At 32.6% G+C, this 15452-nt stretch carries 17 protein-coding genes and 1 riboswitch; of the genes, 13 read left to right on the top strand and 4 right to left on the bottom strand.

Features of this window, described 5'->3' with window-relative positions; translation table 11 throughout:
- Positions 1-2: 2 nt before the first annotated feature.
- The 4 genes from aroA to THYS13_RS01595 all read left to right on the top strand — a co-directional run bounded on the left by aroA (position 3) and on the right by THYS13_RS01595 (position 4318).
- Positions 3-1274, top strand: coding sequence for a 3-phosphoshikimate 1-carboxyvinyltransferase (aroA, locus tag THYS13_RS01580; RefSeq protein WP_042832852.1), 1272 nt, complete (start codon positions 3-5; stop codon positions 1272-1274).
- 15 nt (positions 1275-1289) lie between these two features.
- A complete protein-coding gene (locus tag THYS13_RS01585) occupies positions 1290-1982 on the top strand; it encodes a response regulator transcription factor (protein ID WP_201035642.1) in 693 nt (230 codons plus the stop codon).
- On the top strand, positions 1972-3354 hold the full coding sequence (locus tag THYS13_RS01590) for an ATP-binding protein (RefSeq protein ID WP_042832854.1): 1383 nt from the start codon (positions 1972-1974) through the stop codon (positions 3352-3354). The genes THYS13_RS01585 and THYS13_RS01590 overlap by 11 nt, the downstream gene beginning before the upstream one ends.
- Before the next feature lie 34 nt (positions 3355-3388).
- Positions 3389-3515: riboswitch (cyclic di-AMP (ydaO/yuaA leader) on the top strand.
- Positions 3515-4318, top strand: a complete 804-nt coding sequence (locus THYS13_RS01595) for a cell wall hydrolase (RefSeq protein WP_042832855.1) — start codon at positions 3515-3517, stop codon at positions 4316-4318. It overlaps the preceding riboswitch by 1 nt.
- Positions 4319-4371: 53 nt before the next feature.
- Here THYS13_RS01595 and THYS13_RS01600 read toward each other — a convergent pair whose 3' ends face one another.
- The 3 genes from THYS13_RS01600 to THYS13_RS01610 form a co-directional block, all read right to left on the bottom strand.
- On the bottom strand, positions 4372-4932 hold the full coding sequence (locus THYS13_RS01600; protein ID WP_042832856.1) for a TMEM165/GDT1 family protein: 561 nt from the start codon (positions 4930-4932) through the stop codon (positions 4372-4374).
- A gap of 237 nt (positions 4933-5169) precedes the next feature.
- Entirely contained in the window at positions 5170-5454 is a 285-nt protein-coding gene (locus tag THYS13_RS01605; RefSeq protein WP_042832857.1) for an SHOCT domain-containing protein, read from the bottom strand.
- 31 nt (positions 5455-5485) lie between these two features.
- Positions 5486-5674 carry a hypothetical protein gene (locus THYS13_RS01610; RefSeq protein ID WP_042832858.1) on the bottom strand — a complete coding sequence of 63 codons (189 nt, stop codon included), beginning with the start codon at positions 5672-5674 and terminating at the stop codon, positions 5486-5488.
- 239 nt (positions 5675-5913) lie between these two features.
- Here THYS13_RS01610 and THYS13_RS01615 point away from each other — a divergent pair, with 239 nt between their 5' ends.
- The 5 genes from THYS13_RS01615 (at position 5914) to THYS13_RS01635 (ending at position 9835) form a co-directional block, all read left to right on the top strand.
- Complete coding sequence (locus tag THYS13_RS01615; RefSeq protein WP_042832859.1) at positions 5914-6609, top strand: response regulator transcription factor; 696 nt, start codon at positions 5914-5916, stop codon at positions 6607-6609.
- Complete coding sequence (locus tag THYS13_RS01620) at positions 6572-7957, top strand: ATP-binding protein (RefSeq protein ID WP_201035643.1); 1386 nt, start codon at positions 6572-6574, stop codon at positions 7955-7957. Before THYS13_RS01615 ends, THYS13_RS01620 begins: the two co-directional genes overlap by 38 nt.
- Positions 7958-8029: 72 nt before the next feature.
- A complete protein-coding gene (locus tag THYS13_RS01625) occupies positions 8030-8278 on the top strand; it encodes an SHOCT domain-containing protein (protein WP_042832860.1) in 249 nt (82 codons plus the stop codon).
- Positions 8279-8360: 82 nt separating this feature from the next.
- Positions 8361-9086 carry a creatininase family protein gene (locus tag THYS13_RS01630; protein ID WP_042832861.1) on the top strand — a complete coding sequence of 242 codons (726 nt, stop codon included), beginning with the start codon at positions 8361-8363 and terminating at the stop codon, positions 9084-9086.
- Between the two features lie 194 nt (positions 9087-9280).
- The gene (locus THYS13_RS01635) at positions 9281-9835 is read left to right on the top strand and encodes a carbonic anhydrase (protein WP_042832862.1); all 555 of its coding nucleotides are present in this window, start codon (positions 9281-9283) and stop codon (positions 9833-9835) included.
- Here the strand turns inward: THYS13_RS01635 and THYS13_RS01640 are convergent, their stop codons facing one another.
- Positions 9836-11188 carry a PIG-L deacetylase family protein gene (locus THYS13_RS01640; protein ID WP_042832863.1) on the bottom strand — a complete coding sequence of 451 codons (1353 nt, stop codon included), beginning with the start codon at positions 11186-11188 and terminating at the stop codon, positions 9836-9838.
- 153 nt (positions 11189-11341) lie between these two features.
- Here THYS13_RS01640 and THYS13_RS01645 point away from each other — a divergent pair, with 153 nt between their 5' ends.
- The 4 genes from THYS13_RS01645 to THYS13_RS01660 all read left to right on the top strand — a co-directional run bounded on the left by THYS13_RS01645 (position 11342) and on the right by THYS13_RS01660 (position 15452).
- Positions 11342-12487 (top strand): ROK family transcriptional regulator, encoded by a 1146-nt coding sequence (locus THYS13_RS01645; RefSeq protein WP_042832864.1) that lies wholly within the window; start codon positions 11342-11344, stop codon positions 12485-12487.
- 12 nt (positions 12488-12499) lie between these two features.
- Positions 12500-13261: a glucosamine-6-phosphate deaminase gene (nagB, locus tag THYS13_RS01650; RefSeq protein ID WP_042832865.1), complete on the top strand. Its 762-nt coding sequence runs from the start codon at positions 12500-12502 to the stop codon at positions 13259-13261.
- A gap of 109 nt (positions 13262-13370) precedes the next feature.
- On the top strand, positions 13371-14705 hold the full coding sequence (locus THYS13_RS01655; protein ID WP_042832866.1) for a phenylacetate--CoA ligase family protein: 1335 nt from the start codon (positions 13371-13373) through the stop codon (positions 14703-14705).
- A gap of 90 nt (positions 14706-14795) precedes the next feature.
- Positions 14796-15452, top strand: a complete 657-nt coding sequence (locus tag THYS13_RS01660; RefSeq protein ID WP_042832867.1) for a cytochrome c biogenesis CcdA family protein — start codon at positions 14796-14798, stop codon at positions 15450-15452.

The following is a 15452-nucleotide window of genomic DNA, read 5'->3' on the forward strand; positions in this document are numbered from 1 at the left end:
TTATGGATATTGAAGTTAAAAAGAAAAGATTTTTAAAAGGTATTATCCCAGTCCCTGGAGACAAGTCAATATCCCATAGAGCTGTAATGATTGGGTCAATTGCAGAAGGGATTACAGAAATTGAAAATTTTCTTTTAGGAGAAGATTGTATATCTACTATTAATTGTATGAAGAATTTAGGAGTTGACATTGAATTAAAAGAGACAAATGTTAAAGTTCATGGAAAAGGGCTTTATTTAAATAAAAGCGAAAAAATCCTTGATGTAGGGAATTCGGGTACTACCATTCGGCTTTTGATGGGTATTCTCGCTGGTCAAAAGTTTGAGACAACGCTTACAGGTGATGATTCTATAAAGAGACGCCCTATGGGAAGAGTGATAACTCCTCTTAGTATGATGGGAGCGAAGATAGTCGCGAAAGAAGGAAATTTTGCACCTCTTACGGTTTTTGGAAACAAACTTAAAGGCATATATTACAAAATGCCAATTGCCAGTGCACAGGTTAAGTCCAGCATAATGCTGGCAAGCCTTTACGCTGATGATAAAACGACTATTGAAGAGCCCTACCCTTCAAGGAATCACACGGAACTCATGTTTAGTTCTTTTGGTGCTAAAGTGGATGTAAATGGCACAAAAATAACTTGTTACCCTGGTTACAAATTACATGGGCAGAGAGTTATTGTACCAGGAGATATATCGTCAGCAGCATATTTTATTGTTGCTGCAACTCTCGTTCCAAATTCGGAGGTTACTATAAAAAATGTTAATGTAAATCTTACAAGAACTGGTATTATCGATGTGATAAAAGAGATGGGAGGAGACATTGTCTTAACAAATGAAAGAACTATAAACAATGAAAAAGTAGCGGATATAACAGTTAAGACTTCAAGGCTAAAAGGAATTGAAATTGGAGGAAGTCTTATTCCAAGGCTTATTGATGAAATTCCAGTAATAGCAGTTGCAGCAGTCTTCGCAGAAGGGAAAACAGTGATAAAAGATGCCGAGGAGTTAAAAGTAAAAGAAAGCAATAGAATAAATACAATCACTTCAGAATTAAAGAAAATGGGAGCAAAAATTTTTGAAACAGAAGATGGGATGATTATAGAAGGGACGGGTTTTTTAAGAGGAAATACAGTGGAAAGTTACAACGACCACAGGATTGCTATGTCTTTATGGGTTGCTGGACTTATAGCAGAAGGAGAAACTAAGATAAAAGATGCTGAATGTGTAAATATTTCATATCCAGATTTTTATAAGACCTTTGATATGCTATAATATCATTGGTGATGAATGATGAAAGAAAAGATACTTATCATAGAGGATGAAAAGCACATAGCCCGTTTTTTACAACTGGAGTTTGAACATGAAGGATATATTGTCACTGTAACTTACGATGGACCTTCTGGCTTAAAGGAGGCATTAGAAGGAGATTATGACCTTGTGCTTTTGGACATAATGCTTCCGGAAATTGATGGATTTGAAGTTTTAAAAAAAATAAGAGAACATTCTGACATACCTGTTATAATGCTTACTGCCAAGTACGAAGTAAAAGACAAAGTGGAAGGACTTGACATTGGAGCTGATGACTATGTGACAAAACCCTTTTCTATAGAAGAGCTTTTTGCAAGAGTGAGGGCTGCTTTGAGAAAGAAAAAGCCGCATCTTAAAAAAGATGTGTTAAGATATAGCGACATCACTATGGATTTGACAACTCATGAAGTAAGAAGAGCGGGTATAAAAATTGAACTTACAAAGAAAGAATTTGACCTTTTAGAGTTTTTAATTAAAAATGCGAATATAGCTTTGACAAGGGAAAAAATCCTTGAGTGCGTGTGGGGCTATGATTATTATGGAGATACTAACATAGTGGATGTATATATAAGGTATTTGAGGAGCAAAATTGACGACCCTTTTGACCGGAAGTTAATCCACACCATAAGAGGAGTGGGGTACACTTTGAAGGAGGATAAAGATGAAGATTAAGTTGTGGCCCCGCCGTATAACTTTAAGGATAGCTCTTCTTTATTCTGTAGTTTTTTCAGTAATACTGGTTGTGCTTAATGCTTCTGTGCTTTATGGCTTAAAATATTATCTGATATACCAAGCAATGGACCAAGTAACAAGCCAGGCAGAGGCTATAAAAAGTAAACTGGGGGAAATAAAAGGAGACGTCAAATTATCTGAAAGAGATTTGATTTTTTCAAGTATACCACATGAAAATATTTATACAAAAATATTTGATGAAAAAGGAAATGTCATTTATTCTTCTAAAAGATTAGAAAAAATTAATATTCCTCACGATGTAAATATAGATATTCCTATTAAAATTGACAAATATGATAAGGATTTGACTTACATCAATACCATTTTTAAAAGCGACGATAAAGTCTTCTACATCCAAGTGATAAAGGACATGGAAAATGAATATTTGTTTTTAAAACTACTTTTTATTTTGATGTTTTTTGCGGATGCGGCGGGGATTTTTGTGTCCTTTATTGCAGGATATTTCGTTACAAAGAAGGCTTTAAGACCTGTGGATTATATGACAAAAGAAGTAAGAGAGATAGATGCCTATGGCTTAAATAAAAGACTTAAAATATATGGAGAAGACGATGAACTTACAAGATTAGCAAAAACCTTTAATGACATGCTGGATAGATTAGAAGATTCTTTTAAAAGGCAGAACATGTTTGTTTCTGATGCTTCTCACGAACTTAGAACCCCAATTTCTGTAATAAAAGGGTATATTGACATGTTGGATAGATGGGGAAAAGATGACAAGGCTGTATTGCAAGAGGCTATAGAGGCGATTAAAAAAGAGACATTAGACATGGAACATCTCATCGAAAGACTCCTTCTGTTGGCAAAAGGAGACAATAAATCGATAAAGTTAAATAAGGAAGAGTTTAATTTAAAGGATGTAATAAAAGAAGTTGCAGAGGAAATAAAAATGTTAAATGAAAACAAAAATATAGTTGTGAAAGGGCAAAATGACATAAATATAACGGCTGACAAAAAACTCATTAAAGAGCTTATAAGGATATTTTTAGACAATGCAGCAAAATACACTTCTTCAGATGGCAATATAGAAATTGAAATGGGGAAAGATAATTCAAAAGCCTATATAAAAATTAAAGATGATGGCATAGGCATACCACAAGAAGATATTCCACATATTTTTGATAGGTTTTACAGGGTAGATAAAGCGAGAGCTAAAGAGACAGGTGGTGCAGGGTTGGGATTAGCTATTGCTAAATGGATTATCGAAGAACACAGAGGAAGTGTCATTGTAAAAAGTGAATTAGGGAAAGGTAGTGAATTTACCATAACATTACCTATCTTTCCACCAGTTTAATATGGACACAAGTTAAATATCCGGCTATAATTTAGTTAAAAATATGCCGAATCCCCGATGAGGGGTACGGGGGAACTAAATTGGGGTGAATCCACTTTTGTGGTAGGGTGTCCCTAACCCGAACCCGTCAACTAACCTCGGAGGCAAAAGGGGGAACAACATGTTTAATATTCGCATCAAGGTCAAACCTCTCATCGCATCAATTATAGCCGGATTGTTTATTTCCCAATCAGTATTTGCCGCAACTTACACAGTTAAACCCGGCGATACCTTATGGGGTATAAGTCAAAAATACGGAACTACCTATACTAAGCTGATATCTTTAAACGGACTTCAAAGTACAATAATATATCCAGGGCAAGTTTTACAAGTGCCGGGTAGTGATAACACATATGTTGTCCAAAAAGGTGACAGTTTGTACTTAATTGCTTTAAAATACGGCATTACTGTTGATATGCTCAAATCTGCAAATGGATACAAAAGCGATATAATATATCCTGGACAAGTCTTTATTATACCCAGTGCTACTTCTTCTAATAGGGCATATCAGGATGTCAGCAGAGGTTCTATTGAAAGGGGTGTAATACCCTACACAAAAGAGGAATTTGACCTCCTTGCGCGACTTGTTACCGCAGAAGCAGATGGAGAACCATACCAGGCTAAAGTAGCAGTTGCGGCCGTAGTAATAAACAGAGTTAAAAGTGGTATTTTCCCTAATACTATAAAAGACGTGATATATCAAGTCGATGCATACGGAAATTACCAATTTACTCCTGTGTTGAATGGATGGATAAATAGACCTGCTTCAGCTGATGCTATAAGTGCAGCAAAAGATGCGTTAAGCGGTGTTGACCCAACAGACGGAGCCTTGTATTATTTTGACCAAAGTTCTACTAATGCGTGGTTGTGGTCACTTCCTATAGCGGCAAGAATAGGTAATATGGTTTTCTGTTACGGCAGGTAAAACTTCCGATGAGAGGGTCAAAAACGGGTACAATTTAAGTACCCGTTTTTGGCTTAGAAAAACAATTTATACAAAGTAGAAAGGCCAAAGGCGATGAATATGAAAGAAGATAGATATTTTAAGTATTGAGAGGGAATTTTTTTATTGAAATAGATACCTACAATTATTCCTAATATATCTGCTAAAAATATCCCAAGCGTAGTACCTATTAATATGTACAGAGGACTGTTATATGATGCAGTCAAAGCTATAGCAGCCAATTGCGTTTTGTCTCCAAATTCTGATAGTACATATGTACTTATAATAGTTGCAACAGGACCGTATTTTGAATTTTTTATTTTTTCCTGTTTTGTTTCTCCCTCTATTAAAGTTGAAATTCCAAAAAACAAAAATAATAAAACAGCTGAAAATTTTATATAAAAAATGGGAATGTATTCGGTGATATACGAACCAAATATCACAGCAATACCATTGTTTATTAAGGCTGCGATAAATATACTTATAAGAACAGTCCTTACTTTAAAAAGAGTAGCAAAGGCCATTGACATGAGCTGTGACTTATCTCCCATCTCAGAAGTAAAGATAAGGACAAATGATGTGACAAGTGCCTCCATTTTATATTGCCTCCCCAACTATTATATTTCCTCTATAAATAAATTAAGACCTTTACATAATATGTAAAACATATTATGTAAAGGTCTCGTTCTTTAAGGTAAAGCCAGGGCTTCCCGATATGTTGACTTTACCACATATAAGCTATGCGAACTACTCCCCTCTACTCAATATATTGTAAAAAATTTATCATAAAATGTCAATAGGAGCAATGTAAACAGCAATAATGTCAATTTATCTTATTTTTTCAACATTTTAACTATTTCTGTATACTCATCTAAGGTGATTTCACCGCGAGCGTACCTTAACTTGGCAATTTCTAATGCTTCATTATTAGGATCTGTATCGTGTTTTTTAAAAAAGTTAACATTTCTAATCTGTTTTACTAGCAAGTAAATTACTACGCCTATTAAAATTAAGAACAATATATTGGTAAGTCCACCACCGAACCAAGTTCCATAACCACAAGGATAATATCCTCCAAACCAACGACCTAAACCACCCATCATATATCCTCCAAACATTATTTACTCCTCCTCTCTAAATATTTAAATTTTACAAAATACTTCTTAATTTATTATATTCTTCTACTGTAATTTCTCCCTTGGCTAAGCGTATATCAAGTATTTTCTTTGCTTCATCCACTTGGCAATCTTTGTTTGCATTTAAATTATTAATCATTCTTTGCAGGTCACCTGTTTTGTACAAATAAAAGCCAATTGCCAAGATTAATATAAGACCCATACTTTTCAACTCCTTTCTATTTATCGAAAAATTGTTAACTTGCTTTCAACTTTATTTTAAAACTTACTTTTGAAGAAAATATGAAGAGAAAATAAATACAGTTTAATTAAAATAATTTCCAAAAGTAGGCGATTAGATTTTTGCGAACTGTGATGTATAATATATTAAAAGAAGTTTATCAAGCTATTTTCATAAGTTATTCATAATTTTGTTGCAAAATAATAAAGGGTGGATGGAAGATGAATAAGAAAATATTTGTAGTTGATGACGAAATAAAAATACTTGAAGTTGTAAAGTCATACCTTGAGCATGAGGGATTTAGTGTTATTACTGAAACTAATGGCAATAACGTTTTAGATACATTCAAAAAAGAAAAACCAGACCTTGTTATATTGGATCTCATGTTGCCAGGTATTTCAGGAGAGGAACTGTGTAAAAGGTTACGGCAGTTTTCCAATGTTCCGATATTGATGCTTACAGCAAAAGTTCAAGAAAGTGATAAAATTAATGGATTTTCTATAGGTGCTGATGACTATATTACAAAACCATTCAGCCCACGTGAATTGGTTATGAGAGTAAAAGCAATATTAAGAAGAACAACTGATGATGTGCCTCTTGCTGAAGTAATGTCTTTTAATAATGATGACCTTGTGGTCGATTTTAAAGCACACACGGTGAAGAAAAAAGGAGTAGTTGTAAATCTCACTCCAAACGAATTTAAAATTTTAAAGTTTTTAATTCGAAATCCAAATAGGGTCTTTACAAGAGAAGAATTAATTGAAAAAGTTATGGGATTTGACTATGAAGGCTATGACAGGACGATTGATGCACATATTAAAAATTTAAGACAAAAAATTGAAGACGATACGAAAAATCCAGTGTATATTAAAACGGTGTATGGTGTTGGATATAAATTTGGTGATGGAAATGTTTAGAAATAATTTAAGAACAAGGACGGCTATTGTATTTATCTCAATAGCTCTTATATCGATTGTTATTGTAAGTATTACAACAAACATCTTAATAATAAATAGCTTTGGAAATTATGTTACAAAGTCAACAGATAAAGAATTTAGCAATATAGCTAACACTCTTGCTGCAGTGTATAAATCTGAGGGAGGCTGGAAAAGTACGACAGGGCGGGAAATTGGTCATGCAGCTATGATGGAAGGATATGGATTAAGACTTAGAGATAAAGATGGTAAGATTATATGGGATTTTTCTCCAATGTCATATATGATGAATATGATGGGAAAATGGAATAAGAAAAATATTTCTGAAAAAACTCTTCCCATCATTGTGGATGAAAAAACAGTGGGATATGTGGATATAATTTATTATGGGCCGATGATGATGAGTGACTTGGATTTTAAGTTTTTATATGACATTAGCAGATATAATGTTATAGCAACGGTGATAGCTATTTTTATAGCATTGATTATAAGTATTTATGTGTCAAATTATATTACAAGACCGTTAGTTAATATTACGGAAGTTGCTAAAAAGCTTGAAAAAGGTGATTTTACTGCAAAGGTATATGATATACCTAAAGAAGAAGAGCTATTTAAGCTCACAGCGGCAATAAACCACCTTGGAGAATCTTTAAAAAATCAAGAAATACTAAGAAAACAAATGACCTCTGACATTGCACATGAGCTTAGAACACCATTGACAACATTGCAGAGTCATATTGAAGCAATGCTTGATGGGGTTTGGGAGCCGACGCATGAAAGACTGAAAAGTTTAAATGAAGAAGTCTTAAGACTTATAAACATTGTAAAAGACCTTGAAACATTGAATAAATTTGAATCTGACATGTTAAAGCTTAATAAAATCAAATTTGACGTAAGCGAATTAGTAAAGAACATTTTAACAAATTTTGAAGCATCTTTTGCTGAAAAAGAACAAGAAGTTGTAAAGAACATAGAAGATAACATTATGTTGTTTGGTGATAAGGACAGAATAGCACAGGTCTTCGTTAACCTAATATCAAATTCAAATAAATATACTCCTGTAGGTGGCAAAATAAAAATAGACTTTTATAAAGATGGCGATTATGCAGTATTTATTGTAGAAGATAATGGAATGGGTATATCAAAAGATGATATTCCTTTTATTTTTGAAAGGTTTTACAGAGGAGAAAAATCAAGAAATCGTGAAACAGGTGGAAGTGGAATAGGGCTTTCGATTGCAAAAGCCATAGTACTAGCCCATGGAGGCAAAATAAACGTGGAAAGCGAGATAAATAAAGGGAGTAAGTTTACTGTTAAAATTCCCCTATAAAAACTGGTTCATAAGTTTTTCATAATGGCGGTGTATAATTATTTTTGAAAGGAAGAAAGGAGGGAAAATATTATGATGAGAATGATGTATGGCTGGGGTTGGGGATATGGTATAGGTGGATTTATTTGGAGCATTGTCTGGATGGCAATAGAGATAGGTTTAATAGTTGCTGCAATATACTTTATTATATCATTATTTCGAGGCACAAAAAATAGAAACAAAGAGAAGGATGCGATAGAAATTTTAAAAGAAAGATATGCAAGAGGGGAAATAAGCGAAGAGGAATATCTTGAAAGAAAAAAACGACTTGAAGAAAAATAATTGTAGTATGTAGGTATATTTAAATTTGATTTGAATTATGATATCCTTAATTTGTAATAATCAAAATAGGGAGAGAAGTTACATGTATTTAATAAACTATGCTTCTGATGACTTTCAAAAAAACTTGCAAAAATCAGATATAGTTATAATTCCTGTAGGTTCTGTTGAGGCTCATGGACATCACCTTCCTTTGGGAACTGATATTTTTTCGCCTAGACTTTTTTGTGAAATGATTGAAAGAAAAATTGGCGATTATGTGTGGATTGCACCTGAAATACCATATGGGCAAAGTTACGACTTATCTGTCTACCCTGGCACAATTCATGTGCCCTCACAAATACTGGCAGAATACGTATACGCAGTTGGCAAAAGCTTATATGAAAATGGACTTAAAAAGCTTATATTTTTAAACGGACATGGAGGGAATATAAATGCTCTCAATCTTGCTAGTGAAAAGCTAGTCCAGCTTGGAATGGTAGTTTTAACAATAAATTGGTGGCTGGACTTTACAAAGGAAATACTTACTATTACACAAGGTCAAGGCCATGCAGGAGAAGATGAAACATCTGCCATTTTATATTACGATGAAAGACTTGTTCAAATGGATAAAGCAACAAAAAATTTAAAAAAACCTCTTTATAGGGTTTACTTTAAAGACAGAGGAAAAGTACTTTATGAAAATGCCATGTCTGGAGATGCTACTCTTGCAACAAAAGAAAAAGGTGAAAAAATTTTCGAATTATTGACAGACAAAATTATAAAGATAATTCTCGCTATCCGTGAAGGAAGGTATTTTGTAGAAGAATAAGGGGAAAAGACATGATTGTATCTTTTACAACAAGCCTTAAAAGCTTTTAAATGAAGCTTTTAGGGCATTTTTATTTTATAAAATTTTCTAAACTTTTAATTTCATTTTTTCGTTGTATATTTACTTTTTTTGTGATATAATGTAAACAAGTATTATAACCTGCTATAAATGTTAGGTTATATGAGGTGGAAATTATGATTAGGGAAGATATATTTGGGAATTTTCCTCAAATTGCTCATACAGCTTACATAGATAACACAGCGATTTTAATTGGCAATATTGTAGTAGGAGAAAATGTCTACATAGGACCTAATGTTGTCATTAGAGCAGATGAAGTTGATGAAAATTACAAAGTGGGTAAAATTGTTATTAATGATGGTGCAAGTATTTATGATGGAGTCAATATAAATACAATAGGGGCTTCAAAAATTGAAATAGGGAAAAATGCTATTATTTCCAATGGAGCAATAATAAAGGGAGAATGCTATATTGGGAATTGCTGTAATATCAATATAAAAACTATAATATTTAACTCTTACATTGGTGATAATTGTTACATTGGAATAAACGCTATATTGGAGAATGTAAAAATAAAAGACAATATGATGGTGGAGTCTGGAAATATTTTAAATGAAGGCAATGTAGCTTTATTGGTGAAACCAATTTCAAAAGAAAAAATTGATGTAATTTACAAAATGAGTTCTGCAAATAAAATTTTAGTAAATGGCTACAAGTTAATAGGATATTGATTATTTTTCTTTTTTCAAAAGTCTCCACGCTGTTTTGTCAATAAGATATTCATTAGAAGTAGTGGTAGCAGATAAATATATTGCATCAAAGTCTATATTTATAGGAATAGTGATATGAACTATTCTATTTTTTATATTGACATCTCCTTTTCTATTGACTAATTTTCCATTTGTAACTTTTACATTTATTCTTGTAATTTCTTTATGACCTTTAAATAGTATACCATATAAGTTGTATTCATAAAGTGGCTTTGCAGGTTGTCTACATTTTATAGCTACGTGTAAATTATTGTTTTGCATGTATGCATATACTCCTGTTATATCAACACTTCCATTTTCATAATCTCTAAAATTATCATATTCTGGATCTATTATCACTTTATAATCATCAAATTTACGGCTTTTATTGTATTTTTTCAATATACCGTCTTCATAAAATCCATACAGCTCTGTTTTTCTGTCAAAAGCCAATAAAAAGTCTTTCATCACTTTTATCTGAGTTTTATACATCATTATTGCTTCTCCCTTTTTGTCAATATCGGTTTTTGCAAGAGGGTATAGATGCCACTCTGTTCCTGTCTTCAAAAGATTTTGAGGAGGATTTAGATTTAATTGAGGGTGTTTTCCAAAAGGGAGTGGCCAGTCTGTGCGATGAACTATGTATAAAAATTGCGGTATATTTTCTTTTTCCAGCAAATATAGAGCATATTTTACAAAACTATTTGTTGCCCAATGGTCGGGATGAAGCTCATTTGGATGAGGATATACAATAAGCGTAGGGTCATATTCTTTTATAATTTTTGTTAAATCTTTTATTATGTTTTCTCCTTTGTATTCTACTTTCAGAGTGTATGAATTATCATAGGGGCTTATTGTTGTCTTAGTACCAAAGCTTTTATAAGGTACATTCCAATATTTCCACCAAAGAGGAGCTAAACCTTTATCAGGATATCCTAAAAAAATAATATTTTTCTCTTTTACTCCTAAGTATTTTAAAGCGGAAAGAGTCTCTTTTTGTCTATCGTATCCAAGATGCAAAAAATCATGAGGTGTGGGGAAAGGAAGGTCATAATTTTCAATAATTGCCCTTTTAAAGGAATCTCCATTAGTCATTATTACAACTTTTACCTCACCACCATATCTTATAGTGTCTTGAATAAGGCCAGCTGAAGCCAATGTTTCATCGTCAGGGTGAGGTGCAAAAACTAATACTTTTTGATAAATTTGAAGAGCTGGATAAAGTTTTTTAACAGGAGTTTTGCTTTCATAATTATAAGTTTTTAATTCTAATCCAGCAAAGGCTACAAAAAGTATTAAAATAATTATTGCAATGCATTTCATTTTTTTATTCATTATAAGGCACCTTCCTTGTATATTTGTAGTCTCAAAATTTATTATTTACATTTTTCAAATTATTATGGTATAATAATTACAAGGAAATGTTCGGATATCGAACTAATTTTTTTAGATAATTAGTTCAGATAATGAACTAATGGAGGCGAGATATTGAAAGACTATACTAAAGGCACTTCAGGGTTAATTAAAAATATCAATAAAGCCAATGTTTTAGATGTTATTAAAAAGATGCAACCCATATCGAGAATAGAGGTTTCTAAAGTTTTAAAAATGAGCAAATCTACTATTTCTGCCATTGTAGATGAGTTGATTGAAGAAGGTTTGGTAATAGAAAATGGTTACGGAGAAAAAGGTACAGTAGGGAGAAAGCCTATACAGCTTTCTTTTAATCCTGATGCTAGATTTGTTATAGGGATAAGCGTTGAATCTACAAATTCGATAGGAATTTTGACTAATTTAGAGGGGAAAATTTTAAAAAAGATAAAATGGGAAACTGGCATTAAAGAACAGGCTTTTAATGGAATTGTGAAAGGGATAAAAGAACTTACTGAGGAAGATAAAAATATAATAGGAATTGGTATTGGTCTTCCAGGAATCACAGATATACAAAAAGGAATTGTTGATGCACCAGGATTGAGATGGAGTAATTTTGATTTAAAGAAAAGGTTGAGTGAAATTTTTAATTATAATATCTACCTAGACAATAGTGTAAATTATGCTGCATTAGGAGAGAGATGGATTGGTTGTTGCCGTGAAATAGAGAATTTTGTGCTTATAAACATAGGAAATGGTATAGGCTCGGGAATATATGTAAATGGTACTTTATTACGAGGCAATAGTTACGCTGCAGGGGAAGTAGGGTACATGGCCATAGGAGAGGATGCTTTTGAAAGAGTTTATTCTTACGAGGATTATGGTTCTTTTGAAAGAAAGGCTTCTTTGTCTTCTTTAGTTGAATCAGTTTCTAAAAGTTTGTCTTATGTAAAAACTATGGAGGGTGTAGTAAAAGAATATAAAAAACAAAATCCTGCTTGTGTACAAGCTGTATCTCAATTTATTAAAAATTTAAGCATGGGTATTGCCAATATTGTAAGTATTTTAAACCCAGAAGCAATAATAATTGGAGGAGACATCCTAAACTATGAAATTGATATACGCCAGGAGTTAAAGGAGAAAGTGAAAAGGATTGTGCCTTTTGATTTTGACATTAAAGTAGCTCAACTTGGTGAAGATGCTTCTGCTATTGGAGCGGTAGCCGATGTGCTTTTAAATACAAATAATTTAATTTTACTATAAGGAGGCCATAAGATGAAAGTAATTATAACTGTAAATTATGACGAAATGAGTAAAAAGGCAGCAGAAATTGTGAAAAAGCAAATCAAAGAAAAACCTAATACGGTTTTAGGGCTTGCTACAGGTTCTACGCCTCTGGGGATGTATAAACATTTAATTGAGATGTATAAAAAAGGTGAAATAGATTTTTCTAATGTCATTACTTTTAATTTAGACGAATACATTGGTTTATCTCCAGACCATCCTCAAAGCTATCATTATTTTATGTTCCACAATTTTTTCAATCACATTAACATTAAAAAAGAAAATGTTCATATTCCAAATGGCATAGCGGAGGATTTAGAAGAAGAGTGTAGAAAATATGATGAAGAAATAGAAAAAGCAGGTGGGATTGACTTGCAAATATTAGGTATTGGTGTCAATGGACATATAGGATTTAATGAGCCGGAGGAGAGCATAGAGACTAAAACTCATGTAGTTACTTTGACAGAAGATACAATAAATGCTAATAAGAGATTTTTTAAAAGCGCAGAGGAAGTACCAAGAAAGGCGATTACTATGGGACTTGGAAGTATCATGAAAGCAAAGAAAATTGTCCTTTTGGCTTCTGGAAAAAATAAAGCAGAGGCAATAAAAGAAACTATAAAAGGACAATTGACTACTAAAGTGCCTGCTACTGTTTTAGCTTTACATCCTGATGTAACTATAATAATTGATAAAGAGGCTGCTTCACTTATACCCGATGAAGATTTAAAAGAAATAGAAATAATTGTTTAATAGGCGGAAGCCTATTTTTTTATTTAGCAAGATTTTGCAATTGAGATATAATATAATTGTCAGGGAAAAATAGATTATAAAAAGTGCTACTTTAAAGGAGAGGTAAGCTATGATAAAGGTGATGATGAAGGGATTTAAATTATATAACCATAATGAATGGCCTCGTGAAAAAATAATGGAATATAGCAGTAAGCGTATGAGAGAAATGATAAAACACGCCTATACTTCCAGCAATTTTTATAAAACTCTCTATAAAAGCGCAGGAATAGAATATAAAGATTTGGACGCTGTTCCTATTGAAGAATTGCCTATGATAGATAAAGAAATGGTTAGAAATAATTTTATTGATATAGTTACTGATTCTATCTCTCCCAAAGAGATAGAAAAGGCAATGGAAAATAGTGAATTAATGGTGAGGATAGGAAAATATATCCTTGTTCATACTTCCGGCAGCACAGGTAAGCCTTGTAATTTTCTGTATGATATAGATGCTTTGGATATGATAGAAGCCAATATGGTTCGGATAAGCATAGGCGGGAAAAAGGAAATTGGATGGAGTGATTTCCCTATAAAGGTATTGTACGTAGCTTCTGTAGGCAGCGGTTATGCTTCTACTGTACTTGCTATGAATGGAATTAAAAAATATCGAGCTAAAAGTATGGTATTAAATGCTGCAGACCCTATTGATACTTGGAAAGATAAAATTAAAAATTTCAATCCTAATTATTTGGCTGGTTATCCTTCCTGCATAAAAATATTGGCTGATATGCAACAAAGAGGCGAGGTAAATATAAAGCCTAAGAAAATAATTACAGGAGGAGAGCCTTTAAGTAAAGAAGTCTCCAGTTATTTAAGCTCTGTTTTTGATGCTGACGTAATAGATTATTATGGTTGTACAGAATCAATATTTTTAGGTATGGGAACTAACTGGTATGAAGGTATGTATCTCATGGATGATATGAATTATGTGGAAGTTGATGAGTTTGGCAGGTTAATCATAACTCCATTGTATAACAGAATTTTCCCTCTTATCCGTTATCGACTGAATGATGTGGTAGAAGGATTTGATAGAGAATATAAAGGTCCTTTACCTTATACTCATATTAAAAGAGTAATAGGAAGAGAAGAAGAGATAATGTGGTTTAAAAATGAAAATGGTGATAAGGACTTTCTTCATCCTCTTTTTATTGATGACCTTGATGTTGAAGGAATAAAAGAATACCAGTTTGTTCAGACAAGTGATGAAAGCCTTATATTGAACTGTATCAAACTACCTAATGCCGGTGAAGATGTTGAAGAAGAAATCAAGAGACAACTTGACCAGTTTTTGAGTAAAAAGAAGCTTAGAAATGTAAAATACGAGGTACATTTTACAGGCACGCTTCAGATTGATAAGATAACTGGAAAGGTGAAAATGGTTATAGATGCTAGAAAACAAAGCTAAAAGTAATTATATTTGTACCTTGTTGTACTGTGGGTGAAATTGTAATATAATATTTAATAGTTATACCCTATAGGGGAGGGAGGTGTAGATGTGCCAATTTATACTGCATTTTTAGCAGGAATTGTTTCTTTTTTATCACCCTGTGTTTTGCCTTTAATTCCCGCTTATGTGTCATATATTTTTGGAAATAAAAAGAATAATTTAATAAATTTGCTTCTTTTTGTTTTGGGATTTAGCATAGTGTTTGTTTTAATGGGGGCGACTGCAAGCCAACTAGGGAAGTTTTTTTTAGCCTATAAAGACATTTTTAGAAAAGTAAGTGGGATAATAATTGTGCTTTTTGGACTTCAAATGACTGGGATTTTTAGACCACTATTTTTAAATAAAGAAGTCAAATTAATAAATATGGAAAAGGTACAGACCGGTTATATAGGGTCATTAGTATTGGGTATAACTTTTGCAGCAGGATGGACACCTTGTGTAGGTCCAATTCTCGCTTCGATATTGTTGTATGCTGGGTCGGTCAGTACTTTAAGTGTAGGCGTGATATTGCTTTTTGCATATTCTATGGGGCTTGGCATACCTTTTATAGTTACAGCCTTATTGATTGACAAGTTTAAAAGTATGTATAAAAGGATTAACAAAATATTGCCTTATATTGAGGTAATAAGTGGGGTTATTCTCATAATATTTGGAGTTCTTTTATATTTTAACATGCTAATCAAGATAAGTGGATATTTTTATTAA

Origin of the sequence: Thermoanaerobacter sp. YS13 (assembly GCF_000806225.2) — a bacterium.
Taxonomy (GTDB): domain Bacteria; phylum Bacillota; class Thermoanaerobacteria; order Thermoanaerobacterales; family Thermoanaerobacteraceae; genus Thermoanaerobacter; species Thermoanaerobacter uzonensis.